Source organism: Oceanisphaera ostreae, assembly GCF_042676125.1.
Taxonomy (GTDB): Bacteria; Pseudomonadota; Gammaproteobacteria; order Enterobacterales; family Aeromonadaceae; genus Oceanimonas; species Oceanimonas ostreae.
This window is the reverse complement of sequence record NZ_JBHTJS010000028.1, coordinates 1-24,052: the sequence shown is the minus strand read 5'-3', so window position 1 is coordinate 24,052 and position 24,052 is coordinate 1. Positions and strand designations below refer to the sequence as shown.

Annotated in this window: 24 protein-coding genes; 16 read left to right on the top strand and 8 right to left on the bottom strand. The window is 50.4% G+C overall.

From position 1 onward, the window contains the following. Positions 1-30 precede the first annotated feature (30 nt). Entirely contained in the window at positions 31-2,400 is a 2,370-nt protein-coding gene (gene plsB, locus ACFQ1C_RS06840; RefSeq protein WP_379557857.1) for a glycerol-3-phosphate 1-O-acyltransferase PlsB, read from the bottom strand. Between the two features lie 148 nt (positions 2,401-2,548). On the opposite strand from plsB, the gene lexA reads away from it, so the two are divergent. The 5 genes from lexA (at position 2,549) to ACFQ1C_RS06815 (ending at position 7,641) form a co-directional block, all read left to right on the top strand. Beyond that, positions 2,549-3,163: a transcriptional repressor LexA gene (gene lexA, locus ACFQ1C_RS06835; protein ID WP_379557856.1), complete on the top strand. Its 615-nt coding sequence runs from the start codon at positions 2,549-2,551 to the stop codon at positions 3,161-3,163. A gap of 331 nt (positions 3,164-3,494) precedes the next feature. Further along, positions 3,495-4,616, top strand: coding sequence for a cytochrome c oxidase subunit II (gene coxB / locus ACFQ1C_RS06830; RefSeq protein ID WP_379557855.1), 1,122 nt, complete (start codon positions 3,495-3,497; stop codon positions 4,614-4,616). Between the two features lie 9 nt (positions 4,617-4,625). Next, complete coding sequence (gene ctaD, locus ACFQ1C_RS06825; RefSeq protein WP_379557854.1) at positions 4,626-6,245, top strand: cytochrome c oxidase subunit I; 1,620 nt, start codon at positions 4,626-4,628, stop codon at positions 6,243-6,245. Continuing rightward, positions 6,232-6,756, top strand: a complete 525-nt coding sequence (locus tag ACFQ1C_RS06820; protein ID WP_379557853.1) for a cytochrome c oxidase assembly protein — start codon at positions 6,232-6,234, stop codon at positions 6,754-6,756. The genes ctaD and ACFQ1C_RS06820 overlap by 14 nt, the downstream gene beginning before the upstream one ends. Before the next feature lie 15 nt (positions 6,757-6,771). Beyond that, the gene (locus ACFQ1C_RS06815) at positions 6,772-7,641 is read left to right on the top strand and encodes a cytochrome c oxidase subunit 3 (RefSeq protein WP_379557852.1); all 870 of its coding nucleotides are present in this window, start codon (positions 6,772-6,774) and stop codon (positions 7,639-7,641) included. A 6-nt stretch (positions 7,642-7,647) separates the two neighbouring features. Here ACFQ1C_RS06815 and ACFQ1C_RS06810 read toward each other — a convergent pair whose 3' ends face one another. Next, the gene (locus ACFQ1C_RS06810; RefSeq protein WP_379557851.1) at positions 7,648-7,863 is read right to left on the bottom strand and encodes a DUF2909 family protein; all 216 of its coding nucleotides are present in this window, start codon (positions 7,861-7,863) and stop codon (positions 7,648-7,650) included. Between the two features lie 23 nt (positions 7,864-7,886). Between ACFQ1C_RS06810 and ACFQ1C_RS06805 the strand changes: the two genes are divergently transcribed. From ACFQ1C_RS06805 to zapB, 10 genes are all read left to right on the top strand, one after another. Continuing rightward, positions 7,887-8,579, top strand: a complete 693-nt coding sequence (locus ACFQ1C_RS06805) for an SURF1 family protein (RefSeq protein ID WP_379557850.1) — start codon at positions 7,887-7,889, stop codon at positions 8,577-8,579. Then, positions 8,566-9,120 (top strand): hypothetical protein, encoded by a 555-nt coding sequence (locus ACFQ1C_RS06800; RefSeq protein WP_379557849.1) that lies wholly within the window; start codon positions 8,566-8,568, stop codon positions 9,118-9,120. Before ACFQ1C_RS06805 ends, ACFQ1C_RS06800 begins: the two co-directional genes overlap by 14 nt. Positions 9,121-9,145: 25 nt before the next feature. Beyond that, on the top strand, positions 9,146-10,168 hold the full coding sequence (locus ACFQ1C_RS06795) for a COX15/CtaA family protein (protein ID WP_379557848.1): 1,023 nt from the start codon (positions 9,146-9,148) through the stop codon (positions 10,166-10,168). After that, positions 10,129-11,025 (top strand): heme o synthase, encoded by an 897-nt coding sequence (cyoE, locus tag ACFQ1C_RS06790; protein WP_379557847.1) that lies wholly within the window; start codon positions 10,129-10,131, stop codon positions 11,023-11,025. The genes ACFQ1C_RS06795 and cyoE overlap by 40 nt, the downstream gene beginning before the upstream one ends. Further along, complete coding sequence (locus ACFQ1C_RS06785; RefSeq protein WP_379557846.1) at positions 11,018-11,665, top strand: SCO family protein; 648 nt, start codon at positions 11,018-11,020, stop codon at positions 11,663-11,665. Before cyoE ends, ACFQ1C_RS06785 begins: the two co-directional genes overlap by 8 nt. A gap of 74 nt (positions 11,666-11,739) precedes the next feature. Further along, positions 11,740-13,155, top strand: coding sequence for an MATE family efflux transporter DinF (gene dinF / locus ACFQ1C_RS06780; RefSeq protein WP_379557845.1), 1,416 nt, complete (start codon positions 11,740-11,742; stop codon positions 13,153-13,155). 127 nt (positions 13,156-13,282) lie between these two features. After that, on the top strand, positions 13,283-13,747 hold the full coding sequence (locus ACFQ1C_RS06775; protein ID WP_379557844.1) for a tRNA (cytidine(34)-2'-O)-methyltransferase: 465 nt from the start codon (positions 13,283-13,285) through the stop codon (positions 13,745-13,747). A gap of 144 nt (positions 13,748-13,891) precedes the next feature. Further along, on the top strand, positions 13,892-14,842 hold the full coding sequence (gene fieF / locus ACFQ1C_RS06770; protein WP_379557843.1) for a cation efflux pump FieF: 951 nt from the start codon (positions 13,892-13,894) through the stop codon (positions 14,840-14,842). 3 nt (positions 14,843-14,845) lie between these two features. Next, a complete protein-coding gene (cysE, locus tag ACFQ1C_RS06765; protein WP_379557842.1) occupies positions 14,846-15,628 on the top strand; it encodes a serine O-acetyltransferase in 783 nt (260 codons plus the stop codon). 154 nt (positions 15,629-15,782) lie between these two features. Further along, entirely contained in the window at positions 15,783-16,034 is a 252-nt protein-coding gene (gene zapB, locus ACFQ1C_RS06760; protein ID WP_379557841.1) for a cell division protein ZapB, read from the top strand. Between the two features lie 78 nt (positions 16,035-16,112). Here zapB and rraA read toward each other — a convergent pair whose 3' ends face one another. From rraA to priA, 6 genes are all read right to left on the bottom strand, one after another. Next, on the bottom strand, positions 16,113-16,622 hold the full coding sequence (gene rraA / locus ACFQ1C_RS06755) for a ribonuclease E activity regulator RraA (protein ID WP_379557840.1): 510 nt from the start codon (positions 16,620-16,622) through the stop codon (positions 16,113-16,115). 100 nt (positions 16,623-16,722) lie between these two features. Continuing rightward, positions 16,723-18,054: an HslU--HslV peptidase ATPase subunit gene (hslU, locus tag ACFQ1C_RS06750; RefSeq protein ID WP_379557839.1), complete on the bottom strand. Its 1,332-nt coding sequence runs from the start codon at positions 18,052-18,054 to the stop codon at positions 16,723-16,725. Positions 18,055-18,100: 46 nt separating this feature from the next. Further along, positions 18,101-18,631, bottom strand: coding sequence for an ATP-dependent protease subunit HslV (gene hslV / locus ACFQ1C_RS06745; protein WP_379557838.1), 531 nt, complete (start codon positions 18,629-18,631; stop codon positions 18,101-18,103). A gap of 81 nt (positions 18,632-18,712) precedes the next feature. Further along, complete coding sequence (locus ACFQ1C_RS06740; RefSeq protein WP_379557837.1) at positions 18,713-19,300, bottom strand: SPOR domain-containing protein; 588 nt, start codon at positions 19,298-19,300, stop codon at positions 18,713-18,715. Positions 19,301-19,303: 3 nt separating this feature from the next. Continuing rightward, positions 19,304-21,061 (bottom strand): arginine--tRNA ligase, encoded by a 1,758-nt coding sequence (gene argS, locus ACFQ1C_RS06735; RefSeq protein ID WP_379557836.1) that lies wholly within the window; start codon positions 21,059-21,061, stop codon positions 19,304-19,306. Between the two features lie 210 nt (positions 21,062-21,271). Continuing rightward, positions 21,272-23,470 (bottom strand): primosomal protein N', encoded by a 2,199-nt coding sequence (priA, locus tag ACFQ1C_RS06730; protein ID WP_379557835.1) that lies wholly within the window; start codon positions 23,468-23,470, stop codon positions 21,272-21,274. A gap of 143 nt (positions 23,471-23,613) precedes the next feature. Here priA and rpmE point away from each other — a divergent pair, with 143 nt between their 5' ends. Continuing rightward, a complete protein-coding gene (rpmE, locus tag ACFQ1C_RS06725; RefSeq protein ID WP_379557834.1) occupies positions 23,614-23,829 on the top strand; it encodes a 50S ribosomal protein L31 in 216 nt (71 codons plus the stop codon). Positions 23,830-24,052: the final 223 nt, after the last annotated feature.

Here is a 24,052-nt window from a genome sequence, read left to right as displayed (position 1 = left end):
ATTCAACATTCAACATTCAACATTCAACATTCAACCTTGCAAACTGCGGCGGACGGCACTGGGCAATAGGGGGTAGAGTGTGCAACGTAGCTGCTCTAGCTCGTCATGTCCTGCTTGAGCCTGATGGCCGTAACCTGCAGTTTCTAATGCCTCAGCCAGCATATTAAACAGCGTTTTGTCGAATAATTCAGGCGCCTGAATGCCGTGTAACATGGCTAGGTGTTCGGCGAGTTGCTGGCTGTTATCTTGCAGCTGCTGGCGCTCGACGCTGGGCTTTAGGCAGGCGACTACCACACTGTAGCGTTGCAACGAAGGTCGAATAATCCTTGCCAATAACAGTAGTTGCAGCTGTTGCTGTGGCTCAACCCACCAGCCTTGCTGGCGAAACTCCACTAAACCCAGTTGCTGTAATGCTGCTAACTGGCTCTCAAGTTGTGCCGATAACTCGCAGTGCGCCACATTAAGAAACAGCTCGGCTTTTAGCAGGGGGTATAAACGCTGTAAGCGTCGTAATAACTCGCTGGTAACAATGCCCTCATGACGCTCTATTAAAGTTGCTAACAGTGCCGGCAGGGCAAATAGATGCAGTATATTGTTGCGATAATAGCTCAACAGTACCGATTGGTGGCGATCAAGATAGATGATCTCCCCCAAGGTATTAGTTTCTTGCTCAAATTTTCCTAGTTCTAATGCTTGAGCCAGTAATTGTTCGCTTTGTTGTTCAGGAATAACCACGTGTTCGCTGTAAGGGCAAAGGCGCAGATAATCCAGATAGATCTGCATTTGTTGTTGCAGCTGCTGGCGAGTGAGGGCGTGGCGATCTGAAGTAAGCAGTGCGGTGGCACTTAGCGTGAGGCCATTTACGGCGGCGGCGGAATTAATGCGGGTCATTACCTCGCGGGCCAGCGGAGTGACTAGCTCGCGAGTGGTGCTGTGTGGTGCTGCCTCTGTATTTAGCCATTCGGCTAATGGCAATGGCTCACCAAAGTTGACGAAGCCACGGCCAAAGTTACGTAGCTTGCGAATGATGCCCAGCAGTTGCCAAACACTTTCTTTTTGCTTACTGCCACCTTGTAACTCTTTATGATAACTGGCCACTTCCATGACATGTTCATAGCCTAGATACACTGGGATTAAAGTGATGGGACGATCATTGTTTTGCATGGCGGCTTCGAGGGTCATCGACAGCATACCGGGCTTGGCAGGGAGCAAACGACCGGAGCGCGAGCGGCCGCCCTCGGCGAAGTATTCCACCGCATAGCCACGGCGAAATAATAAATTGAGATACTCCCGAAACACGGTGGCGTAAAGTCTGTTGTCTTTAAAGGTACGACGAATAAAGAAGGCCCCGCCACGACGAAATAAGGGGCCGGCAGGAAAGAAGTCCAAGTTGATGCCGGCCGCAATATGGGGCGGCACCATGCCTTGGTGATAAATCACATAAGACAGCAGTAAATAGTCCATGTGGCTGCGATGACAGGGCAAATAGACTAGCTCATGGCCTTCTTGAGCCAATTGCCGTACTCGCTCGGCGCCGGTTACCGACAGGCCGCGATAGAGTTTGTGCCAAAGCCAACCGAGTAATCGGTCGCCAAAGCGGATCAGCGGATAGGAAAAGTTAGAAGCAATTTCATTCATATAGGCCTGAGCCTGACGACGCGACGCTGCGATATCTTGTGATTGCTGCTGGCTATGCTCTTGTATGGCCTGCACTATGCCGTCGGTTTGCAATAATTGTGTTAGCAGCAGCTCTCTGTTTGGCAGTTTTGGCCCGGTGGCGGCCAGCCGTTGGCGGCTAAAATGAAGACGAGTAATGCGGGCTAGCTTATGAGCTAGATTAGGGTCGGCAGCCGAGCGCTCTTGAAGTTGGGTCAACAACAACGGCGCACTAAAACGTACCCGATTTTCTCTGCCCTTTAGCAGCACGATTAGCGCCTTGCGCAAGGCGCTAGGGGAACGACTGCGTACTATGCTCAGCGAAGACGCACGGTCACCTTCGCGGCCCGGTGCTCGGCCCCAGAATAGACTCACCGGAACTAGCTGAATGGGAGCCGGGTGCCGCTCTTGTGCCGCTAACAGTTGATTGAATTCAGCCAAGTAAGGGGTTGCGCCGCGAGCGCGACGACCTAAGCTGGCGGGTTTATCTAAGCAGATCACCCGGGGCTGGATGTGCGCTTCAATCGTTAAAGGCGCAAAAGGGCTCGGCAGGCCTAATTTTTCGCAGCAAAGCTCTAGTGTGAGTAAGTCTGAAATAGACGCCGTTTTTAAGATGTAAACAATCGGCTGCTCAAGATTGATGGCCAATTCGGCCACCGGATCGGCGGGCAGACTTTTATGGTTTACCAAGGTGGCAATTAACGGACGAAACAAGCGGCGAGCCCAAGAAGAACCGAACATCATACAACAGCAACCCCAATATTTATGCGGTGGGCAAGATTATCAGATCAGACCTCCGATGTCTTGACGCTACTGCAGCAGGATTTTGTACTTGCTCTGTTGAGTTTACTGGATATACTGACAGTAAGCTGTATAAAAAAACAGGTGTACTATGAAAGCCCTTACTCCGCGTCAGTCTCAGGTACTGGATATAGTTAAAGAACATATCCAACAAACCGGCATGCCACCCACCCGTGCCGAAATTGCCCGTACATTAGGCTTTAAATCGGCCAACGCCGCCGAAGAACACCTTAAGGCCTTGGCCAGAAAAGGTGTGATCACCATGATGCCGGGTACGTCTCGGGGCATTCGGTTAGTTGAAGAAGAGGAGCAAGAAGATGCGGGCTTACCGCTGATTGGTCGGGTGGCGGCCGGCGAGCCCATTCTGGCCCAGCAGCACATAGAGAGCCATTATCAGTTAGACCCTGCGCTGTTTCATCCTGCCGCCGACTTTTTGCTGCGAGTAAAGGGGATGAGTATGAAGAATATCGGCATTATGGACGGTGATCTGCTGGCGGTGCACAAAACCCAGGAAGTTCGTAATGGCCAAGTAGTGGTGGCACGGTTAGACGACGAAGTAACGGTAAAGCGTTTTCAGCGTAAAGGCAGCAAGGTGAGCTTGCTTCCCGAAAATGACGAGTTGTCACCTATCGAAATCGACCTGCGCAGCCAAGAGCTAATTATCGAAGGGCTGGCGGTAGGCGTTATCCGCAACGCCGACTTCTAAGCTTTTTACCGCCGTTTAAATTGGGGCTGCCATGCGGCCCCAATGTCCTATATTTTGCCTGCTTATGCCTCGTTCAGTGACCTTTTTAGGTCATGCTGCCGTTTTTGGTCTAATACTCCCACCTAAAATAATTCAACTCTACAAGACATCAGTCCCCGCGATTTAGTTTTAACTCCTCACTCAATCTTTACGTGATTTTCTTCTGTCTGCTTTCTTTTTTCGCTTTTGATGCTTTACTTGTTGTGAGTGTTGGGTCGGTGAGGAATGAGTCTGGCCACTCGGTTTTACACGATAAGTACACCAAAATTCAGGATGAAACTGGGGGTGCGTGGTGAAGCTAATTTTTCTGCTGTTATTCTTGCTGATATCCCTGCCAATGCGAGCGCAAACACGCTTCAATATGACTGAAGGGGTCACTGATATCAGCCAAGAGGTATATGGGCTGCATATGATCATTCTCATCATCTGCGCCGTGATTGGAGTGGTGGTGTTCGGCGTTATGTTTTGGGCCATTATTCACCATCGCAAATCTAAAGGTGCCCAAGCTGCTCAGTTTCACGAAAGCACTAAGGTCGAAATTATTTGGACCATTATTCCCTTTATCATTTTGATTGCCATGGCGATTCCTGCCACCCGTACTTTGGTTGCGATGGAAGATGCCAGCGAATCGGATCTCACGGTGCAAATCACCGGCTCGCAATGGAAGTGGCACTACCGTTATTTTGATCAAGGAGTGGAGTTTTATAGCCGCATTGGCACCTTGCCAGAGCAAATTACAGGGCAGGTGGCTAAGGGAGAAAACTACTTACTTGAAGTTGATTACCCTTTGGTATTACCTACCGACCGAAAAGTTCGTTTTCTTATAACCTCGGATGACGTCATTCACTCTTGGTGGGTGCCGGCGTTTGCGGTGAAAAAAGATGCGGTGCCTGGCTTTATTAACGAATCTTGGACCCGTATCAACGACCCCGGTATTTATCGCGGCCAGTGTGCCGAGCTGTGCGGTAAAGATCATGCCTTTATGCCGATAGTAGTGGATGCTCGAACCGGCGATGAGTTTGATGGATGGCTGGCGAGTGCGCAGGAAAAACAAGCCCAAGATAAAGCCGATGAGCAAAAACTGCTGGCAATGGAAATGTCGATGGATGAGCTGATGCAGCAAGGCGAACAGGTCTATCAGCGTACTTGCGCCGCGTGTCACCAAGCAAATGGCGAAGGTATATCCGGTGCTTTTCCGGCTCTTAAAGGTAATGAGTTGATCCTCAAAGATAAGGCGGCCCATCTGAATATCGTGCTGTACGGAAAAACCGGCACCGCCATGCAAAGCTTTAACAAGCAGTTGTCAGTTCAAGAGCTGGCGGCAGTGATTACCTATGAGCGTAACGCCTGGGGCAATGATACTAAAGATGTAATACAACCCAGCGATATTGAGCAGGCCAGACAAGGACAATAGGGGGCAGGGATGGCACCGTTAAATAAAACCAATACCGCCGATGAGCACCTGAACGTTAACGAGGTGCATCATGGCCCGGCCAAGGGCATTAAACGCTGGCTGTTTACTACCAATCATAAAGATATCGGTACGATGTATTTATTGTTCAGCTTGTGTATGTTTTTTGTAGGCGGTTTTATGGCCATGCTGATCCGCGCCGAATTATTTCAGCCTGGATTGCAGTTAGTTGAACCCAATTTTTTTAATCAAATGACCACCATGCATGGCTTGATCATGATTTTTGGTGCCGTTATGCCGTCCTTTGTGGGGCTGGCTAACTGGATGATTCCATTAATGATTGGCGCGCCAGACATGGCGTTACCACGGATGAATAACTGGAGCTTCTGGATACTGCCCTTTGCTTTTTTATTGCTGCTGTCGTCGTTGTTTATGCCCGGCGGTGGCCCTAACTTTGGCTGGACTTTTTACGCGCCCCTTTCTACTACCTATTCGCCAGACAGTACCGCCCTGTTTGTGTTCGCCATCCACATTATGGGCATCAGCTCTATTATGGGGGCGATTAACGTCATTGTTACCATCTGGAACTTACGAGCACCAGGCATGACATGGATGAGGCTGCCCATGTTCTGTTGGACTTGGTTAATTACAGCCTTTTTGTTGATTGCAGTGATGCCGGTGCTAGCTGGGGCCGTAACCATGGTGTTGACCGATAAATATTTTGGTACCAGCTTCTTTGATGCAGCCGGTGGTGGCGACCCGGTGATGTTCCAGCATATCTTTTGGTTTTTTGGTCATCCCGAGGTTTACATCATGATATTGCCGAGCTTCGGCATTATTTCGGCCATTGTTCCTACTTTTAGCCGCAAACCTTTGTTTGGCTATACCTCTATGGTGTTCGCCGTCGTCTCTATTGCGGGCTTAAGCTTTTTGGTATGGGCGCATCACATGTTTACCGTTGGTATGCCGGTGGCTGCCGAGTTGTTCTTTATGTATTGCACCATGCTTATCTCGGTACCCACGGGAGTTAAGATTTTTAACTGGGTAGCCACCATGTGGCGAGGGTCGCTGAGCTTTGAGGTGCCGATGTTATTTGCCATTGCCTTTATCGTGCTGTTTTCCATTGGCGGCTTCAGCGGGGTCATGTTGGCCATTATCCCTGCAGACTTTCAGTATCACGATACCTATTTTGTGGTGGCCCATTTTCATTATGTGTTGGTTACCGGTGCCGTTCTTTCTGTGTTTGCAGCCGTGTATTACTGGCTACCGAAATGGACCGGCCACATGTTTGATGAGCGATTGGGCAAGTGGCATTTTTGGTGCTCAGTTATCTCGGTTAACGTGTTGTTTTTCCCGATGCACTTTCTTGGACTTGCCGGAATGCCAAGACGGATCCCTGACTATTCACTGCAATTTGCCGACATTAATGTTTTGGTCAGTATCGGTGGTTTCGCCTTCGGCTTATCACAATTAATTTTTGTGGTACTCATTGTCAAGTGTATTCGCGGCGGTGAGCCGGCATTGGCTCGCTCTTGGGAAGGAGCCCATGGTCTGGAGTGGAAGGTGCCTTCGCCTGCCCCCTATCATACCTTTGGTACGCCACCGGAGGTAACAGACGATGATGCACGATAATAAGGCACTTAAGCTGGCCTTGCTGGCCGTCGCTATGTTTGGTTTTGGTTTTTTGCTGGTGCCCCTGTATGACGTCTTTTGTGACATTACGGGGCTCAATGGCAAAACTGCTAACCGCCCAGTAGCCGAGTCTAGGGTCGTGGATGAACAGCGATTGATTACGGTGGAGTTTATTACCTACCAAAGTAGTGGCCTGCGGGGTGAGTTTACGCCATCGGTTCGCCAGTTGCAGGTACGGCCTGGCGAGATGCACCAAGTAGACTTTACTATCAACAACCCCAGTAATAACGACATTACACTGCGGGCGATTCCGTCTGTTTCCCCCGGGCGTGCGGCCAGCCACTTACGCAAAACAGAATGTTTTTGCTTTCAAGAGCAACCGTTGGCAGGACGCGGCGAAGCGGTGATGCCGATGCGTTTTTATGTGGACAAGGATCTGCCGGCAGACATAGAGGTATTTACCTTGTCCTACACCCTTTATGACATCACGGAACGAGCCAGCAGTAGCTGAGCCAAGGAGGCAAACATGTCGGTCAAGCTTCAGTCATATTATGTGCCGGACCAGAGTCCTTGGCCGTTGGTGGGTGCTTTAGGATTGTTTTTACTGGCTTCGGGGGCAGGGCTTTGGGTGGCGGAAATTGGTGGCATTGCCGGACCTATCGTATTTGCTGCGGGTACTTTGGTGATGACGGTGATGCTGTTTGGCTGGTTTGGCAATGTGATTGATGAATCGAGCGCCGGGCTGTATAGCAACCAAATGGATCGTTCATTTCGCTTGGGGATGGGCTGGTTTATTTTTTCCGAAGTAATGTTTTTTGGCGCTTTTTTTGGCGCCTTGTTTTATGCCCGCATTCTCTCTGTGCCCTGGCTGGGTGGGGCGGGCAACAATGTGATGACCAACGCCGTGCTGTGGCCGGACTTTACCGCCAGCTGGCCGTTACTAAGCACCCCAGGAGGCATAGAAACCACGGCTATGGGTTGGTTTGGTTTGCCGCTGATTAACACCATGATTCTACTCACTTCTTCGGTGACCGCGCATTTGGCTCATTTGGCGCTGCTTGATAACAAGCGACTGCGCCTGAGTCAGTGGCTGGGGTTGACGGTACTGCTGGGGATGATCTTTTTAACCCTACAGGTGTGGGAATATGTGCATGCCTATGAGGAACTGGGCCTACGGCTGGATTCGGGTATTTATGGTAATACTTTCTTCCTACTTACCGGTTTTCACGGTGCTCACGTCACCTTGGGGACGCTGATGCTGGCCATCATGTGGCTAAGGGCGCGCAAGGGGCATTTTACTCCGGCGCAGCATTTTGGTTTTCAGGCCAGCAGTTGGTATTGGCATTTTGTGGACGTAGTTTGGCTCTGTTTGTTTATTTTTGTCTATATTCTATAAAGGCTCTTATGAAACCTTCATTAGGGGTGAGTGAGGGACTATCCATCCCGCAGCTAGGGCAATGATCAACAGCAGCACTATGAGTACGGCACAGATTAAGCGCCGTCCGATATAGCGGCTCATCAACCGGGGGGCCTGTTGCGAGAGCATAGATTTAAGCCCCCAAAACAGATTGCCAATCATAAACAGCAGTAATAATACAATCAGTAGCTTGAATAGCATGGATGCGTTCCAGGAGAAGCTGAATGTTGAGTATAGGAAAAAGTGGCGGTTTACTGGTGCTGACGGCAGTGATCTCTTTGTTGATGATCGTCATGGGAACTTGGCAGCTATCACGCGCCGATGAAAAACGGCTGTTGTTACTGGAGTGGCATCAGCGTCACGACCTCGAATTGACTCTGAATGAAGCCCTCTCTATTCAGGCTCCCTTTGGTTATCAGCTGGCGGTCAATGGGCTCTTTCTGGCGGGCGGGGATGTATGGCTCGATAATCAGATAGAGTCGGGGCGAGTCGGTTATCGCTTGATCCGTCCGCTACAAACTCGTCATGGCTTGTTGGCGGTAGACACCGGCTGGTGGCCGGCAAACCCAGATCGGCGCCAGTTACCTGTCACTAAGCCTCTTATCTCAAACCAGTCACCAGCACAGTTAACTGGCCACCTTGTTCGCCCCTATGTGGTGCCGTTAACGCTAGCTGAGGTGTCGTTTAATCCAAGCCATCCCTTGGTTGCAAATTTGCAACCCGTTGAGCTAGCGCAGATCTGGGGCGAGTCGGTATTGCCCTTTGTATTGAAGGTGGGTGCTGAGCAAGGCGACTGGAAGCCCGTCGTTATGGGGCCAGAGCGCCATACTGGTTATGCGGTGCAATGGTTTGCTATGACGCTAGCAGTATGGCTTGCCGCTGCTTGGTATTACCGGAGGCAACATGATGGAACGTAAAACCTCGAACTTTCGTAATAAGTCACAACCGAGTCACCATGCGCATCCTGGCCAGCAGATTAGGTCTAGAAAAGTCTTGTTAGCCATGCTGGCGGTATTTTTGCTGCCGGTGGCATTGGCTTGGCTGACCTTGACTCAGGGCTGGTTTACTCCTGCAGTGAACAGTCACGGCGAATGGGTACAAGGGCAGATAGCTGCAGATAATCAGTGGCGTTTAATACTACCAACAAGCCCAGACTGTGACGCCTGCTTAAGGGTTGAGCCCTTGCTTAATAATATAGACACTGCGCTGGGCCGAGACGGTGACCGAGTGGCCGTAGTGCGGCTGCCCACTAGCAACGAGTTAGAAGCGGGATACGTTTACATTGCCGATCCTCCGGGTTTGCTGATCATGCGTTATGTACTGCCGAGTTCTAAGTCTGGCGTCGAGTTTGATGTAAATAAACAACAAGAACAAGAACGAGAGCAAGAGCAGGCAAAAATGGGCAAGGCGCTATTGAGTGACTTACGGCGTCTGCTTAAATATTCCCGTGCAGGCTAGAGTCTGCTGAACGATGGAGGAAGCCATGCACCGACTGTGTCTGTTTGCTTTTACCCTTACGCTGATAGTGGTGATACTGGGGGCGTATACTCGGCTCACCGATGCGGGCTTGGGGTGCCCAGACTGGCCAGGCTGCTATGGCTTTAACTATGCTCCTAGCTCGCTATCAGATCATGATGCGGCGGCGCTGCGCTTTCCTGATAGTCCCGTCGACTTCACCAAGGCACGCAACGAAATGGTGCATCGTTATGCCGCAGGCACCTTAGGCGTAACTATCTTGCTGATGGCGTTATGGTCACTGCGCCACGCTCATCGACATCTCAGAAAGGTAACATGGGGGTTGCTGGCGCTAGTCTGTGGGCAAGCCACGCTAGGCATGCTCACCGTTACCCTAAATCTGCTGCCTTTGGTCGTAATGGGGCACTTATTGGGTGGCTTTACCTTGTTGGCCTTATTGTTTTGGTTGTGGATGAACACCCGAATGCCCAAAACGGCTTATCGTGAGCCCGCTTCTTTTCATGGCATGAGGGGGAGCGGCTTGCTGGCGCTGGCAATACTTGTACTGTTGATACAAATTGCGCTTGGTGGTTGGACTGCCGCTAACTATGCGGCCATGGCCTGTGTTGAGCTGCCGGTATGCCAAGGCGATTGGTTGAGCCAGTGGCAGTGGAGCGCCTTTCATCCCCATGGTGTGCCTGCCGACAGCTATCAATATGGTGTGTTGAGTGCCCCAGAGCGGATCACTATTCATGTTGCACACCGGCTGTGGGCCATGGTGACGGCCTTAGTCTTATTGAGTTTGGCGTGGCAATTGTGGCGACAGCCTTTATTACGGCGCTGGGGAGTTTGGCTGGCGCTAGGATTATTGTTGCAGTTGACGTTGGGCGTGGCAAACGTGGTGTTGCATTTACCGCTACTATTAGCCGTCGCTCATAATGCCGGTGCCGCCTTCTTGTTATTAATTTTAACCGGAGTGGCACAACGAGTTTGGAAAATCAGGGAGGGTGTATGGCTAGAAGCGCATTATTTTCCACACGTTGGAGTCTAGGCTGTCGAGATTACTTTGCACTTACCAAGCCTAAGGTGGTGGCGTTAATTTTGCTTACCGCCGTGGTGGGTATGTTGTTAACGCCGACGGTGCCTAACTTATTGCAGGTCTTTACCGCCACTTTAGGCATTGGCATGATGGCGGGAGGAGCCGCAGCCATCAATCATGTGTTAGACCGGCGTATCGATATTAAAATGGCGCGTACTCATCATCGGCCGGTAGCGCAAGGGCGAGTGCAAAGTGGCTCGGCATTGGCGTTTGCTTTTGTGTTGTCGGGGGTGGGTCTTACCATATTATTATTGTGGGTGAATGCGCTAACCGCTTGGTTAACCTTGGCTTCTTTATTGGGATATGCCGTGGTGTATACGGTGTGGCTAAAGCGAGCCACACCGCAGAATATTGTGATTGGCGGGCTTGCCGGTGCCATGCCACCTTTATTAGGCTGGACGGCGGTCACCGGCGAATTTCATGGCCATGCGCTGTTGCTGGTGATGATTATTTTTGCTTGGACGCCGCCACATTTTTGGGCGCTGGCCATTCACCGTCGAGATGACTACGCCAAGGCGGGGGTACCTATGTTACCGGTGACCCATGGCATCGAGTTCACTAAAACCTGTGTGTTGCTTTATACCTTGCTACTTACCTTGGTGTGCTTGCTGCCTTGGGTCGTTGGCATGTCGGGACTGCTCTATTTGGTAGGTGTGAGCTTACTTAATTTACGATTTATTCAATGGGCATGGCGGTTGAAGTTTAGACCTTCTGCACAAACCGCTCTACAATGCTTTCACTTTTCAATTAGTCACTTGATGTGGCTTTTTGTGTTGCTACTGGCGGACCACTGGATAAATTATGGCTAAGACAAGCAGATGGATATGGGGGCTTGCGGTTGCTCTAGTAGTAATAGGCTCCGTAAGCGGTGGTTTTTGGTATTCGGATAAAAATAATAGCTTAACCGGTGCGGTGGTGGTGTACCCCGAGCCACGTGAGTTGGCGGCTTTTACCCTAACTGATGGTGAAGAGCAGCCTTTTACCCAGCAAAACCTACAGGGTCATTGGAGCTTGGTGTTTGTGGGTTATACTTTTTGTCCCGATATTTGCCCTACTACGCTAGCGGATCTGTCGCGAATTTATCCAGAACTAACGGCAATAAGCGATAAGACGCAGGTAATATTTGTGTCTGCCGACCCTGCACGAGATACGCCGGAGCGGCTTAAGGCCTATACCCATTACTTTAATCCAAACTTTATAACGGTAACTGCTGAGCATGACGAACTTATGCCTGCAGTGCAGCAACTAGGGCTCATTTACGGTATTTTCGATCGCGATGCCGACAATTATCTAGTAGACCATTCAGCATCAGTTGCTCTGGTTAATCCTAAAGGGCAGTTACATGCCTCATTTAGGCCCGACTTCGATGAGCAAAGCGCAATGCCCTTAGTCAATGGCCCCGAGCTGGTTAAAAACTTCTCGGCCATAGTAGCGCGCTGGCGCGACTAGCGTAAGAAACGGCGCCTGATGCTGGGCGCTTGTTTATGTCTTTACCCTTCCCCGCCTTTAAGTAAGAGCTAATTATGTGGTCCTCTTTTTTTAATGCCGCCCGCCACCGCCAGGTGTTTGCGTTGGCGCTGCCTATGGTGCTGTCTAACATTACGGTGCCGCTACTGGGGCTGGTGGATACCATCGTTATTGGCCACTTAGAACATGCCTATTATTTAGGTGGCGTCGCGGTAGGGGCGACCATTATTAGCCTGATTTTTTGGTTGCTGGGTTTCTTGCGCATGTCGACCACCGGCCTTGCCGCCCAAGCCGTGGGTGCGGGAGATAACGAGCGGTTATTGCAGGTATTAGTGCGAGGCTGCTTACTGGCGTGGGGGCTGGCGCTGCTTATTTTAGTGCTACAGAAACCACTCACCGACCTCGCTTTTTGGTTGGTGGGGGGCAGCAGCCAAGTGCAAATGTATGGCCGTGAATATGTCATGGTCAGAATTTGGAGTGCACCTGCGGCTCTCACCAACTTGGTACTACTCGGTTGGTTGTTGGGTAATCAGAATGCTCGTGCGCCTATGTTGTTATTGATCCTCGGTAACGGGGTCAATATTGTGCTCGATATCTGGTTTGTGCTGGGCTTGGGCTGGCAAGTTAAAGGGGCGGCAGCCGCATCGGTATTGGCCGACTACTTGGCCACGGCACTAGGAGCCTGGTTAGTCTGGCGCACGATACAGGGGCGAAATTGCTGGCCTACAGCCGGCTTTTGGCGGCGCACTTTGCATGTGGAAGCCTTTAAAAAGCTACTTGGCCTTAATCGAGATATTTTTATTCGCGCGCTGTGTTTGCAGCTGACCTTTGCTTTTATGACGTTTCAGGGTGCGCGCCTTGGGGATGACGTGTTGGCCGCGAATGCGGTGCTAATAAACTTTCTGATGTTTATCTCATTTGGTCTAGATGGTTTTGCCTATGCGGTAGAGGCGATGGTAGGTAAGGCGGTTGGTGAGCGTGATCGAGCTGAATTTCGCCTCGCGTGCGCCCTAAATGTGTTTTGGGGTGGGGTGGTAGCGATATTATTTGTGCTCATTTTTGCACTGGGCGGCCATACGCTGATTAACCTGATCACCAGCATCACGGAGGTACAAGAGCAGGCCCGCGAATACTTGCCTTGGTTAATATTGATGCCACTCGCCGCCTGTTGGTGCTTTATTCTGGATGGCATCTTTATTGGCACGACGCGCGGCGGTGATATGCGCGATATGATGCTGTTATCGACGGCGGGGGTGTTTTTTCCGGTGTGGTTTTTAGCGCAATCATTAGGCAACCACGGTCTGTGGCTAGCCATGTTGTGTTTTATGCTGGCTCGAGGGATAACACTGGGCTGGGCTTGGTGGCGAATAGACCGCCGGCAGGGATTTATTTTGAAAGACGGTGAAGAAGTAAAGCGCCGGGCGCCCAGCACCAAGAGCCAAGCTAACAAAAAAAATCAGAGCCAAAACTAAAATCATGGCGCGCCCTTACTGCATCCAATACCCTGTACAGGAAAAATGAATTTCACAACAGCCGCCGAACGGTATTTAGCTTGGTGCTGGGCGCTATTATTACTCTTCACATGCAAAGAGAAAACCCATGTTTGATATTGCACTTTATGAACCCGAAATTGCCCCTAATACCGGCAATATTATGCGTCTTGCGCGCAACAATGGCTGCCGACTGCACCTTATTGAACCGATGGGCTTTACCTTAGAAGAGAAAAGGCTGCGCCGAGCCGGGTTAGACTATGCGGATTTTGGACGCATCTTCCAGCACAAAAACTATGCCGACTTCTTAGACGCTGTGAGTGGGCAGCGTATTTTTGCCTGCACCACCAAGGGCAGTCGGCCCCATCATAAGGCGAGCTATCAAGCTGGCGATGTGCTGCTGTTTGGGCCAGAAACTCGAGGGCTACCCGACAGCGTGTTAACCGAGATAGCACCTGAGCTGCGAATTCGTATTCCCATGCAGGTAGACAGCCGCAGTTTGAACTTATCCAATGCGGTGGCCATCATCAGTTACGAAGCATGGCGCCAACATGACTTTATTGGCGGACAGTAGCTTTAACAAAGCGGTAAGTTAAAGACAAATCCCCCCTGTTGTAAACGCGCTTTTAGCTGTTAATTCGTTTGTAACAGGACTTATCTTTGGCTGATCGCTTACGGCTTAAAACTTACAGCAGCCCGAAGGGCTAAGGAGTTTGGTGTGACAAGTGTGGATGAGCCTATTTCTGAGCCATCGAGCTATGGGCGGCTGGTTACTCGGGCGGCAATCGTCGCCATGGTGGCTGCAGCGTTAATGATAATAACCAAGTTATTTGCTTGGTTTTATACCGACTCTGCCAGTATGTTGGCTTCACTTACCGATTCGTTATTGGATATTAGTGCCTCATTTATTAACCTGATGGCCATTCGTTATGCGTTAATGCCGGCTGATCATGAACACCGTTTTGGCCATGGTAAGGCAGAGTCATTGGCGGGATTGGCGCAATCGGCATTTATTAGTGCTTCGGCCATTTTTTTGATGATCACCGGTGTTTCCCGATTATTGAACACTCAAACTGTTAGCCATGCAGGGATCGGGATCGGGGTGGTAATATTTTCATTAGTGCTCACGATTGCAGTGGTGCTTTATCAGAGTTATGTGATAAAAAAAACCAATTCGGTAGCAATTCGTGCCGATCAGCTGCATTACCGATCAGATCTTTTGCTGAACGTGGGAGTGTTGCTGGCGATTGCCTTAGCTTGGTTGGGTTTCCATTGGGCTGATTCCTTATTTGCGCTCTTGATTGGTGGCTATATCCTTAAAGGTGCGTTAAAAATTGGGTATGATGCAGTACAAATGTTGTTGGATCACCAGTTGCCGGATGCAGAGCAAAAGCGCATTATTGATGTTTGCTTGGCAGTAGAAGGAGTGCATGGTTTACATGACTTACGCACTCGACAGTCGGGACCGACGCGTTTTATTCAATTGCACCTTGAACTAGATGACAACTTACCTTTGGTACAGGCGCATCAAATCGTGGTGCAAGCCGAGCGAGAGCTGGAGCAGCTATTCTCTGATACCGATATCATCATTCATATGGACCCATTGTCGGTTCTTCCCCAAAATAGTGGGGATATGACTACATCTCATTTTAAAGCAAACAAGGTTTAACCAATGGAAAACGGCATTCAAGCGAGTACCTGGCTGCGCATCCGCGAAGAAGCCCGGTGGATGATCGTAGAAGAGCCGATGCTCGGCAGCTTTTATTATTCAACCATACTGAATCACGACACGCTTAAGTGCTCGCTCAGCTTTATTTTAGCCAATAAGCTCGAAAGTTCGGTGATGCCAGCCATTAGCTTACGTGAAGTGATCGAAAACGTGATGGGGGCAGATCCCGCCATTCTTGATATGGCTGCTACCGACATTTGTGCGGTACAGGAGCGAGATCCCGCCGTGGATCTGTTTTCGACCCCGTTACTGTATTTAAAAGGATTTCATGCTCTGCAGGGGTATCGAATTGCTAACTGGTTGTGGTGTCATGGTCGCCGAGCGTTGGCTACTTATTTACAAAATCAGATATCGGTGGTGTTTGGGGTAGATATACACCCAGCGGCACGTATTGGTAAAGGGATCATGCTTGATCACGCCACCGGCATCGTCGTGGGCGAAACGGCGGTGGTGGAAGATAACGTTTCTATTTTGCAAAGCGTGACCTTAGGCGGTACCGGTAAGGCCGGCGGTGACCGTCACCCTAAAATCCGAGAAGGGGTGATGATTGGCGCCGGCGCTAAAATATTAGGTAATATTGAAGTGGGTTGTGGCGCCAAAATTGGTGCAGGCAGTGTGGTATTGGAACCCGTACCGGCACACACTACCGTGGCGGGCGTACCGGCCAGAGTAGTGGGACGCCCTTGCTCAGAAATGCCATCACGAGATATGAATCAGAATATATAAGACGTCAACTGACGCCTGTTATTGACGTAAAGCAAATAAATTTAACCTAATCGGCGCCGCAATAGCATCGGCTACTTGTCGTCTGTCAAGGGCCGCTGTATCCTCGGCTGCTGAGGGCCAGTGGGCCAAATCATTGTAAGTTAGGGGTGAGAGCATGTCTTTTGATGTATTAGAAAAACTAGAAACGAAAATTCAGGCTGCGGTCGATGCCATTGACTTGCTGCAAATGGAAGTGGAAGAGCTAAAAGAGTTGAACGCTAAGCTAGGTGAAGACAATCAGCAGCTAAAGCAAGATCACACTCAAATAGAGCAAGAAAACCAACAGTTAAAGCAGCAGCATGAAGCATGGCAAGATCGTCTACGCGTGTTGCTGGGCAAAATCGACCAAGTTGAAGAAAGCGCATAACAAAGCCGTAAGCTGTAAGTTAGAGATAAAAAAGGCCAACCCATGGGGTTGGCCTTTTCGTTTAATTTAGCTTTTAGCTTACGGCTGTTGATCGTCGTCTTCGTCTTCCAGATCCAGCGGCTCAGGTGACAGAATAATCCCCGTAGTATCGGCATACACATAGTCGGCAGGTAAAAATGTCACACCACCAAAGTTGACCGGTACTTCGTGCTCGCCAATGTCATTATCGTCGCTACCTACCGGAATAGAAGCCAAGGCCTGAATGCCAATATCAACCTCTTCCAGTGCATCTACTTCGCGTACGCAGCCATAGCAAATGATGCCTTCCCAGCCGTTATCGGCTGCGGTTTCGGCAATGTTCGCATCAATCAGTGCGCGGCGTAGCGAGCCGCCGCCATCAATCAACAGCACCCGACCTGCGCCATTTTCTTTTACTGCCTCAATAATGAGGCCGTTAGACTCAAAGCACTTAATGGTAGAAACGGAGCCGCCGAAGGAATTACGGCCGCCAAAACTGGAGAACATGGGTTCAACCACATCCACCATATCAATATAGGTATCGCACAGTTCTGAAGTATTGTATTCCATAGAATCAGCCACATACTGGAAACAAGGTGGCTTCAAGTATAAGGCGATGGGAGCGGTTTTCAATCACTATCGTGTGGCCGCTCCCAGTAACGAGAAGAAATTAGAGGATATAGCGGCTTAAGTCTTCGTCTTCAACCAAATCTTTGAGGTAACGATCCACGTAAGCTTCATCCACTACCACAGTGGAGCCGCCTTTATCTGACGCCTCAAAAGAGAGTTCATCTAGCAGGCGCTCCATTACGGTGTGTAAACGGCGAGCACCGATATTCTCGGTGCTTTCGTTTACTCGCCACGCGGCTTCGGCCAAACGGCGAATACCTTCTTTGGTAAACTCGACGGCCACATTTTCGGTGGCTAGCAATGCCTTGTATTGCTCAGTAAGTGAGGCATTAGGTTCGGTAAGAATACGCTCAAAATCATCGGTATCCAGTGAGCGTAGCTCTACTCGAATGGGCAAACGACCTTGTAACTCCGGGATCAAGTCAGACGGCTTGGCCACTTGAAACGCGCCCGAGGCAATAAACAGCATGTGATCGGTACGCACCATGCCATGTTTGGTGTTAATGGTGCTGCCTTCGATTAGCGGTAACAAATCGCGCTGCACCCCTTCACGAGACACATCGGGACCCGAACTTTCGCCACGCTTACAAATTTTATCAAATTCATCAATAAAGACGATGCCGTGGTTTTCTACAGCATAAATAGCTTGTTCTTTTAGCTCTTCAGGGTTCAGTAGCTTGGCGGCTTCTTCATCGACTAGCAGCTTAAGCGCGTCTTTAATTTTCATTTTGCGCTGTTTGCTGGTGTGTCCAGCGGACAAGTTTTGAAACATGCCTTGCAGCTGGTTAGTCATTTCTTCCATACCGGGGGGCGCCATAATTTCTACGCCCATTTGTGGCGCTGACACATCTATTTCAATTTCTTTATCGTCGAGTTGGCCTTCGCGCAGTTTCTTACGGAAAATTTGACGGCTACCGCTGTTATCTGCCTTTTCTTCTTCGCCCCTGCTATTGCGCGGGTTAGGCAATAAGGCATCTAGAATACGTTCTTCGGCGGCTTCTTCGGCGCTATGACGATGTTTTTTGATCTGCTGATCGCGGGTCAACTTCATAGCCACATCGGTAAGATCGCGAATAATGCTGTCTACTTCTTTACCCACGTAGCCCACTTCGGTGAACTTGGTCGCTTCTACCTTAATAAAAGGCGCATCGGCCAGTTTGGCCAAACGACGGGCAATTTCGGTTTTACCCACACCGGTGGGACCAATCATTAGAATATTTTTAGGTGTTACTTCTTGGCGCAGCTCTTGAGGAAGCTGCATACGACGCCAGCGATTACGCAGGGCAATAGCCACAGCACGCTTAGCGTCAGACTGGCCAACGATGTGTTTGTCTAGCTCGTGGACAATTTCTCTTGGTGTCATGTCAGACATAATCAAATCCTATGGTGCGGGCTCGATAAGTCGAGCCCGAAGCAAATTAGTGGTTGTAATCCAGCTCTTCAACGGTTTGATTACCATTAGTAAACACGCAGATTTCGCCAGCAATAGTTAGCGCTTTTTGCACTATTTCGCTGGCGTCTAAATCGGTGTTTTCCAAGAGTGCGCGGGCAGCAGATTGGGCAAAAGCGCCACCTGAACCAATGGCGATCAAGTCTTGCTCGGGCTGAACCACATCGCCGTTACCGGTAATGATGAAGGAGTTTTTGTCGTCGGCAACCGCCAATAGAGCTTCTAGTCGACGTAAGGAGCGGTCGGTGCGCCAGTCTTTGGCTAGCGCCACCGCAGCGCGTTCTAGGTTGCCCTGATGAGCCTGTAGCTTGGCCTCAAAGCGTTCCAGCAGGGTAAAGGCATCGGCAGTACCACCGGCAAAACCAGCCAGTACCTTGCCATTAAACAGACGATGTACCTTGCGGGCATTACCTTTCATGACGGTATTGCCTAAAGAAACTTGGCCATCGCCGCCGATAACCACTTTGCCATTACGGCGAACTGAAACGATTGTTGTCACTAAAAACCTCACTTGACTGTGTAGCCAGCCTTGCTGGCAAAAATGTCACTTACACAGAAATGGGGACGGCAGTGAGCGAGATCAACCCTCCCAGAACCAGATTGCACAATCACTTACTGCTTTTGCCTTAATGAGCTTGTGTTTATGCTGCTCTGCCAGTCGCTTACTGTCATAAGGACCCAAAATGACTCGATGCCAAGAACTGCCACTTTTATGACGTGTTTGTGCGACCAACCCCTGAAAGGCAATTTTGGCTTTCAGTTGTTCGGCCTGAGCCGCAGAACGAAAAGAACCACACTGCATCAAATAAGGGCGCGTAGACTCCGTTGCTTCTGGTACGTGCACCACCACTTCTTTATTTTCTAGCTGCTCGATGTAAGTCCACTTTTCAATCGGCTTTTGGTCGATAGGATTAACCACTGGAGGCTTTTTGGCTGGAGCGGTTTGGGTGGCCACCGGAGTAACGGCGGGCTGTCTGCCGTCGGCTGCCCCTTTCACAATATAAATAAGATAACCAAGAGCACCGGCTACCATAATTAGCAAAATGATAGGCAGCACCGGTATGCGGCTCGGCTGAGGCGCACGACCGCGTGCGCCACCTTTAGTTGATGCCGCACGGCCTTTGCTTTTAGCTTTGGGCTTAGTGCGCCGAACGTAATCCTTGGCCATGGATTACATGCGCTCCATGGTGTCTATGCCGAGCAAAGACAGGCCTTGCTTTAGCACCTTGGCGGTGGCTGCACATAAACGCAAACGGCTGCTGCGCTCTTCAATGCTTACGCCTTCTTTATTGATGGGGCAGGCTTCATAAAAGCTCATAAAGGCGCCAGACAGCTCATAAAGATACAGGCACATCAGGTGTGGCAAGCCTTTGTCGGCCACCGACTTAATAGCGTCATTAAATTGCACCAGCTTGTTTGCCAGCACTTCTTCGGCTGGGGCGTTAATAATCACTTTTCCCTGCAAGTTTGCATCGCTAACAATGTCAGACTTTCGGAAAATAGACTGGATGCGGGTGTAGGCATATTGCAGATAAGGCGCGGTATTACCCTCGAACGACAACATGTTGTCCCAGTCGAAGATGTAGTCGGTGGTACGGCTCTTAGACAGATCCGCATACTTAACGGCGCCCATGGCGACGCGACAGGCAATTTCGGCTTTTTCTGCATCACTGAGGTCGGTGTCTCTTTTGGCCAGCAGGGCGGAGGCTCTTTCTTGAGCTTCATCCAACAAGTCAACCAAGCGTACTGTGCCGCCGGTGCGAGTTTTAAACGGACGACCGTCTTTGCCGAGCATCATGCCAAACGCATGGTGTTCTAGGCTAACCGACTCGGGTACATAACCGGCTTTGTGCACTATGCTCCACGCTTGCATCAGGTGTTGATGCTGACGAGAATCGATAAAGTACAGTACGCGGTCGGCTTTCAGTTGTTCGTAACGGTACTTGGCACAGGCAATATCGGTAGTGGTGTAAAGATAGCCGCCGTCTTTTTTGCGGATGATAACGCCCATGGGGTTACCGTCTTTGTTTTTGTACTCATCCAAGTACACCACTATCGCGCCTTCGTCTTCTACCGCTAGCCCTTGCTGTTGTAAGTCTTCAACAATGCCCGCCAGCATGGGGTTATACATGCTTTCGCCCATGACATGCTTCGGCGTTAAAGACACGTTGAGCCGGTCGTACACGGCTTGATTATGCTGCAGCGTAATGTTGACCAGCTTCTGCCACATGGTTAAGCAGTAAGTGTCGCCGCCTTGCAGCTTGACCACATAGTTGCGGGCGCGCTCGGCAAATACCGGGTCGGCATCGTATTTTTGCTTAGACTCGCGATAAAACTGCTCTAAGTCTGATAAGCCCGAATCGGCGACATCTGGATTTTCTTTTTCCAGTTCTTCTAGGTGCGCAATCAGCATGCCAAACTGGGTGCCCCAGTCGCCGATATGGTTAGCACGGATCACGTTGTGGCCCTGAAACTCCAAGGCACGCACCACGGCATCGCCAATGACGCTCGAGCGCAAATGGCCAACGTGCATCTCTTTGGCCACATTAGGGGCCGAGTAATCAACAACAATGGTTTGTGGGTGTTCTGCTACCGGCACGTTGGCGCGATCGTCGGCCACCATGGCGTCTATTTGGCTGCCAAGCCAGTTACTGTCGAGAAAAAAGTTAATAAAACCAGGACCTGCCAGCTCGGTTTTTGCCACCAGCTCAGACTCGGGTAGGTTATCTACTAGCAGTTGTGCCAATGCGCGCGGGTTTTGTCCTGCCGGCTTAGCCAATAGCAAGGCGAGGTTAGTGGCTAAGTCTCCATGAGCCTTGTCTTTGGTTCTGTCTACTTGAATGCGCGGAGCCAGTTCTGCAGGCAGCTTGCCTTGCTGTTTCAAGATCGATAGCGTTTGCTCAAGCAGAGCCTGAATATGTTCTTTCATTATTATCACCAAATTAAAGACAAGGTTGGAGCTAACCCGGGTGGGAAATTCTACTCATATCGGCTGCAGAAAACTACCGCCAAGGCATAAAGGGAGCGCATTCAGACCAATTCAAAGGCATATTTGCGCATATCTAAGTCTTAATTCCATAGATCATTTGTTCGACCTTATACAGCAACAAAATAAAGCAGTGGGTTAATCGTTTTGGTATTACCACAGCTCGGCGGGGTCGATATCCAGTGACCAGCGCACTTTACGAGCCGAAACCAGGGTATCAATTAATGCCAACGCTAAGCGGCAAGCCCCTGCCAGCTCACGTCGATTATTAGCCTGCAACAATAGCTGATAACGATATTGACCCGCCTTGCGCTCCATTTGCGCACTTAGTGGGCCTAAGCACAGCACGGTGGCTGGCAGTTGAGGCTGTAACTGTTGCACCAGCTGTTGTAAAAAGCTTTGAACGTGGTTGGCGTCGGGAGCTTGGGCGCGAAACAGTGCCTGAAAACTAAAGGGCGGCAGCATGGCGGCTTGGCGCTCTTGTAATGCGCTATTGGCGAAGTGGCGATAACCCTGATTAGCCAAGTCTTGCAACAACGCATGTTCTGGCTGATGGGTCTGTAATACCACACGCCCAGGCTTACTGGCCCGGCCCGCTCGGCCTGCTACCTGAATATAGAGCTGGGCAAAGCGCTCGGTGGCCCTAAAATCACTGGCAAACAGCGCACCGTCGGCATCCAGCATGGCGACTAACGTTACATCGGGAAAGTGATGGCCTTTAGCCAGCATCTGGGTGCCAATCAATATTTGATATTGGCCATTGCGAATACCCTCTAAATGCTGGGCAAAACTGCCTTTGCGCCGCGTATTATCTCGGTCGATACGAATAATGCCGTATTGCGGAAACAGGCCGGTTAAGGCTTGCTCTACTTGCTCCGTTCCTAGGCCGGTACCAATCAGCTGCTGGCTACCACATTGCGGACATGCCGGCGGCAGCGGGCGCTGATGGTCGCAATGGTGGCAGTGCAAGCGTGAGGGGCTGCGATGCCAAGTAAAGTGTGCATCGCAGCGTTCACAATCCGCCAGCCAGCCACAACCATGGCATAACAAGGCCGGTGCGTAGCCGCGGCGATTTAAAAACAGCATCACCTGATTGCCCTTGGCCAAATCTTGGCCCAGCAACTCAATTAACTGGGGGGATATACCGGCATGCATTTGTACATGCCTGCTGTCTAGCAATACATGTTCGGCCACCGTCGCCGTGCCTGGGCGCTGACTTAGGGTTAGTAGCTGATATTTTCCGCTGGCGGCATTGTGCAAGCTCTCGAAGCTGGGCGTCGCCGAGCCCAGCACAATCGGAATATTCAGCTGGTGAGCACGTAGCAGTGCCAAGTCTCGCGCATGATAGCGAAACCCTTCTTGCTGCTTAAATGACGTATCGTGCTCTTCATCAATAATAATCAGGCCCAAACGGGCGAAGGGCGTTAATAGGGCTGAGCGAGTGCCGATGACGATGGCGGTGCTGCCATCTCGGCATGACAACCAAGCATCTAGCCGTTCGCGTTCGTTCATGCCCGAGTGTAGCGTGCTAATCGGTAAACTAAATCGCTGCTGAAAGCGCGCTATGGTCTGCGGTGTTAAGCCTATCTCTGGCACCAATACCAACACTTGTAAGCCGGCCTGCAATACCGCTTCCATAATTTGCAGATATACCTCGGTTTTACCCGAGCCGGTAATGCCTTCTAGCAGAAAAGGAGTAAATCCATTCGCGCCTTGAATCACGCTCACCGCCAGTGCCTGCTCGGTGGTCAGGCGTGGCTTATCATCTTGGGCAATAATAAGCGCAGTATCTCGCCAATCATTAGGAACGGGCACTTGCTCGCGTTTTTCTATGATCTGCTTTTTGGCCAGCGCCTGCAAAATGGCACCGCTAATGCCCCTTATCTGTAGCTCGCCGCTGCTTAGTGGGCCTTGGCGTAGCAGGGTAAGCGCTTGTTGTTGTTTAATGGCCTGCGTCGACACTTCGGCCTGCTCATCCAGTAGATGCCAATAAGGTGAGCTGCGATAGGCTGCAGTTTCTCCCTTGCGTAACAAAGTAGGCAGAGCCTGAAAATACACCTCGCCTGGGGCGTGCAGGTAATATTGCGTGGCCCATGCCAGCAGCTTAAGCTCCGCTTCAGCTAATATTGGTATTTGGTCTATTATTGCGGTAATCGGTTTTAATTTAGCGATCGCCACGTCTGAATCGTCGGGGTGAGACAATACCAGCGCCGTTAGCGACCGATTACCAAAGGGCACCGACACCCGACAACCAGGTGCGGGCAGGGGCAAAGGGCAGGTGTAGTCAAATTCTCGCCGCAGCGGAACGGGCAGCGCAACCCGCAGCAATGCATGCGCCGTAGATATCGACATTGATGATTTATCCTCCGTTAATCCTTGCCTGTAAAAAAGCGATACTATATTATTCGCACCCTTCACAAAACGTGAATCATTACGTGTGGTGTCTGGCATTGGATCAGATAGCGACGCGGCCTACAAAATTTAGAGGTTTTCCCATGAAAAACGGTATTCACCCAGAGTACAACGAAATTACTGCTAAATGTTCTTGCGGTAACGAGATTAAAGTTGGTTCTACTTTAGGCAAAAGCCTAAACTTGGACGTTTGCGGTGCTTGTCACCCGTTCTACACTGGCAAGCAGAAAATGCTTGATAGTGGCGGCCGTGTTGACCGTTTCAACAAGCGCTTCGGTGCGCTTGGCAGCAAGAAATAAGCGATTATTATCGCAAAAAGGGCGCCTTAGGGCGCCTTTTTTATTGCCTTATGTTTAGGGTCTGTTGACCTTTCGCGGTTAAGTTTTGTGTGAGTTAAACGCGTTTAACCGAACCCGCAGTGCTGGTTTCGTCTTTGTCCTTAACTGACAGCTTATAGCCTGTCACTTAGTCACATCTTTTGATTGCATTATAAATCAAAATGAGACGCATGATTTAGTCGGC

Excerpts from the sequence above, each read along its gene's own strand:
- plsB (WP_379557857.1), bottom strand. The coding sequence starts at position 2,400 with ATGATGTTCGGTTCTTCTTGGGCTCGCCGCTTGTTTCGTCCGTTAATT.
- lexA (WP_379557856.1), top strand. The coding sequence starts at position 2,549 with ATGAAAGCCCTTACTCCGCGTCAGTCTCAGGTACTGGATATAGTTAAA.
- ctaD (WP_379557854.1), top strand. The coding sequence starts at position 4,626 with ATGGCACCGTTAAATAAAACCAATACCGCCGATGAGCACCTGAACGTT.
- ACFQ1C_RS06820 (WP_379557853.1), top strand. The coding sequence starts at position 6,232 with ATGATGCACGATAATAAGGCACTTAAGCTGGCCTTGCTGGCCGTCGCT.
- ACFQ1C_RS06815 (WP_379557852.1), top strand. The coding sequence starts at position 6,772 with ATGTCGGTCAAGCTTCAGTCATATTATGTGCCGGACCAGAGTCCTTGG.
- ACFQ1C_RS06810 (WP_379557851.1), bottom strand. The coding sequence starts at position 7,863 with ATGCTATTCAAGCTACTGATTGTATTATTACTGCTGTTTATGATTGGC.
- ACFQ1C_RS06805 (WP_379557850.1), top strand. The coding sequence starts at position 7,887 with ATGTTGAGTATAGGAAAAAGTGGCGGTTTACTGGTGCTGACGGCAGTG.
- ACFQ1C_RS06800 (WP_379557849.1), top strand. The coding sequence starts at position 8,566 with ATGATGGAACGTAAAACCTCGAACTTTCGTAATAAGTCACAACCGAGT.
- ACFQ1C_RS06795 (WP_379557848.1), top strand. The coding sequence starts at position 9,146 with ATGCACCGACTGTGTCTGTTTGCTTTTACCCTTACGCTGATAGTGGTG.
- cyoE (WP_379557847.1), top strand. The coding sequence starts at position 10,129 with ATGGCTAGAAGCGCATTATTTTCCACACGTTGGAGTCTAGGCTGTCGA.
- ACFQ1C_RS06785 (WP_379557846.1), top strand. The coding sequence starts at position 11,018 with ATGGCTAAGACAAGCAGATGGATATGGGGGCTTGCGGTTGCTCTAGTA.
- dinF (WP_379557845.1), top strand. The coding sequence starts at position 11,740 with ATGTGGTCCTCTTTTTTTAATGCCGCCCGCCACCGCCAGGTGTTTGCG.
- ACFQ1C_RS06775 (WP_379557844.1), top strand. The coding sequence starts at position 13,283 with ATGTTTGATATTGCACTTTATGAACCCGAAATTGCCCCTAATACCGGC.
- cysE (WP_379557842.1), top strand. The coding sequence starts at position 14,846 with ATGGAAAACGGCATTCAAGCGAGTACCTGGCTGCGCATCCGCGAAGAA.
- zapB (WP_379557841.1), top strand. The coding sequence starts at position 15,783 with ATGTCTTTTGATGTATTAGAAAAACTAGAAACGAAAATTCAGGCTGCG.
- rraA (WP_379557840.1), bottom strand. The coding sequence starts at position 16,622 with ATGGAATACAATACTTCAGAACTGTGCGATACCTATATTGATATGGTG.
- hslU (WP_379557839.1), bottom strand. The coding sequence starts at position 18,054 with ATGTCTGACATGACACCAAGAGAAATTGTCCACGAGCTAGACAAACAC.
- ACFQ1C_RS06740 (WP_379557837.1), bottom strand. The coding sequence starts at position 19,300 with ATGGCCAAGGATTACGTTCGGCGCACTAAGCCCAAAGCTAAAAGCAAA.
- argS (WP_379557836.1), bottom strand. The coding sequence starts at position 21,061 with ATGAAAGAACATATTCAGGCTCTGCTTGAGCAAACGCTATCGATCTTG.
- priA (WP_379557835.1), bottom strand. The coding sequence starts at position 23,470 with ATGTCGATATCTACGGCGCATGCATTGCTGCGGGTTGCGCTGCCCGTT.
- rpmE (WP_379557834.1), top strand. The coding sequence starts at position 23,614 with ATGAAAAACGGTATTCACCCAGAGTACAACGAAATTACTGCTAAATGT.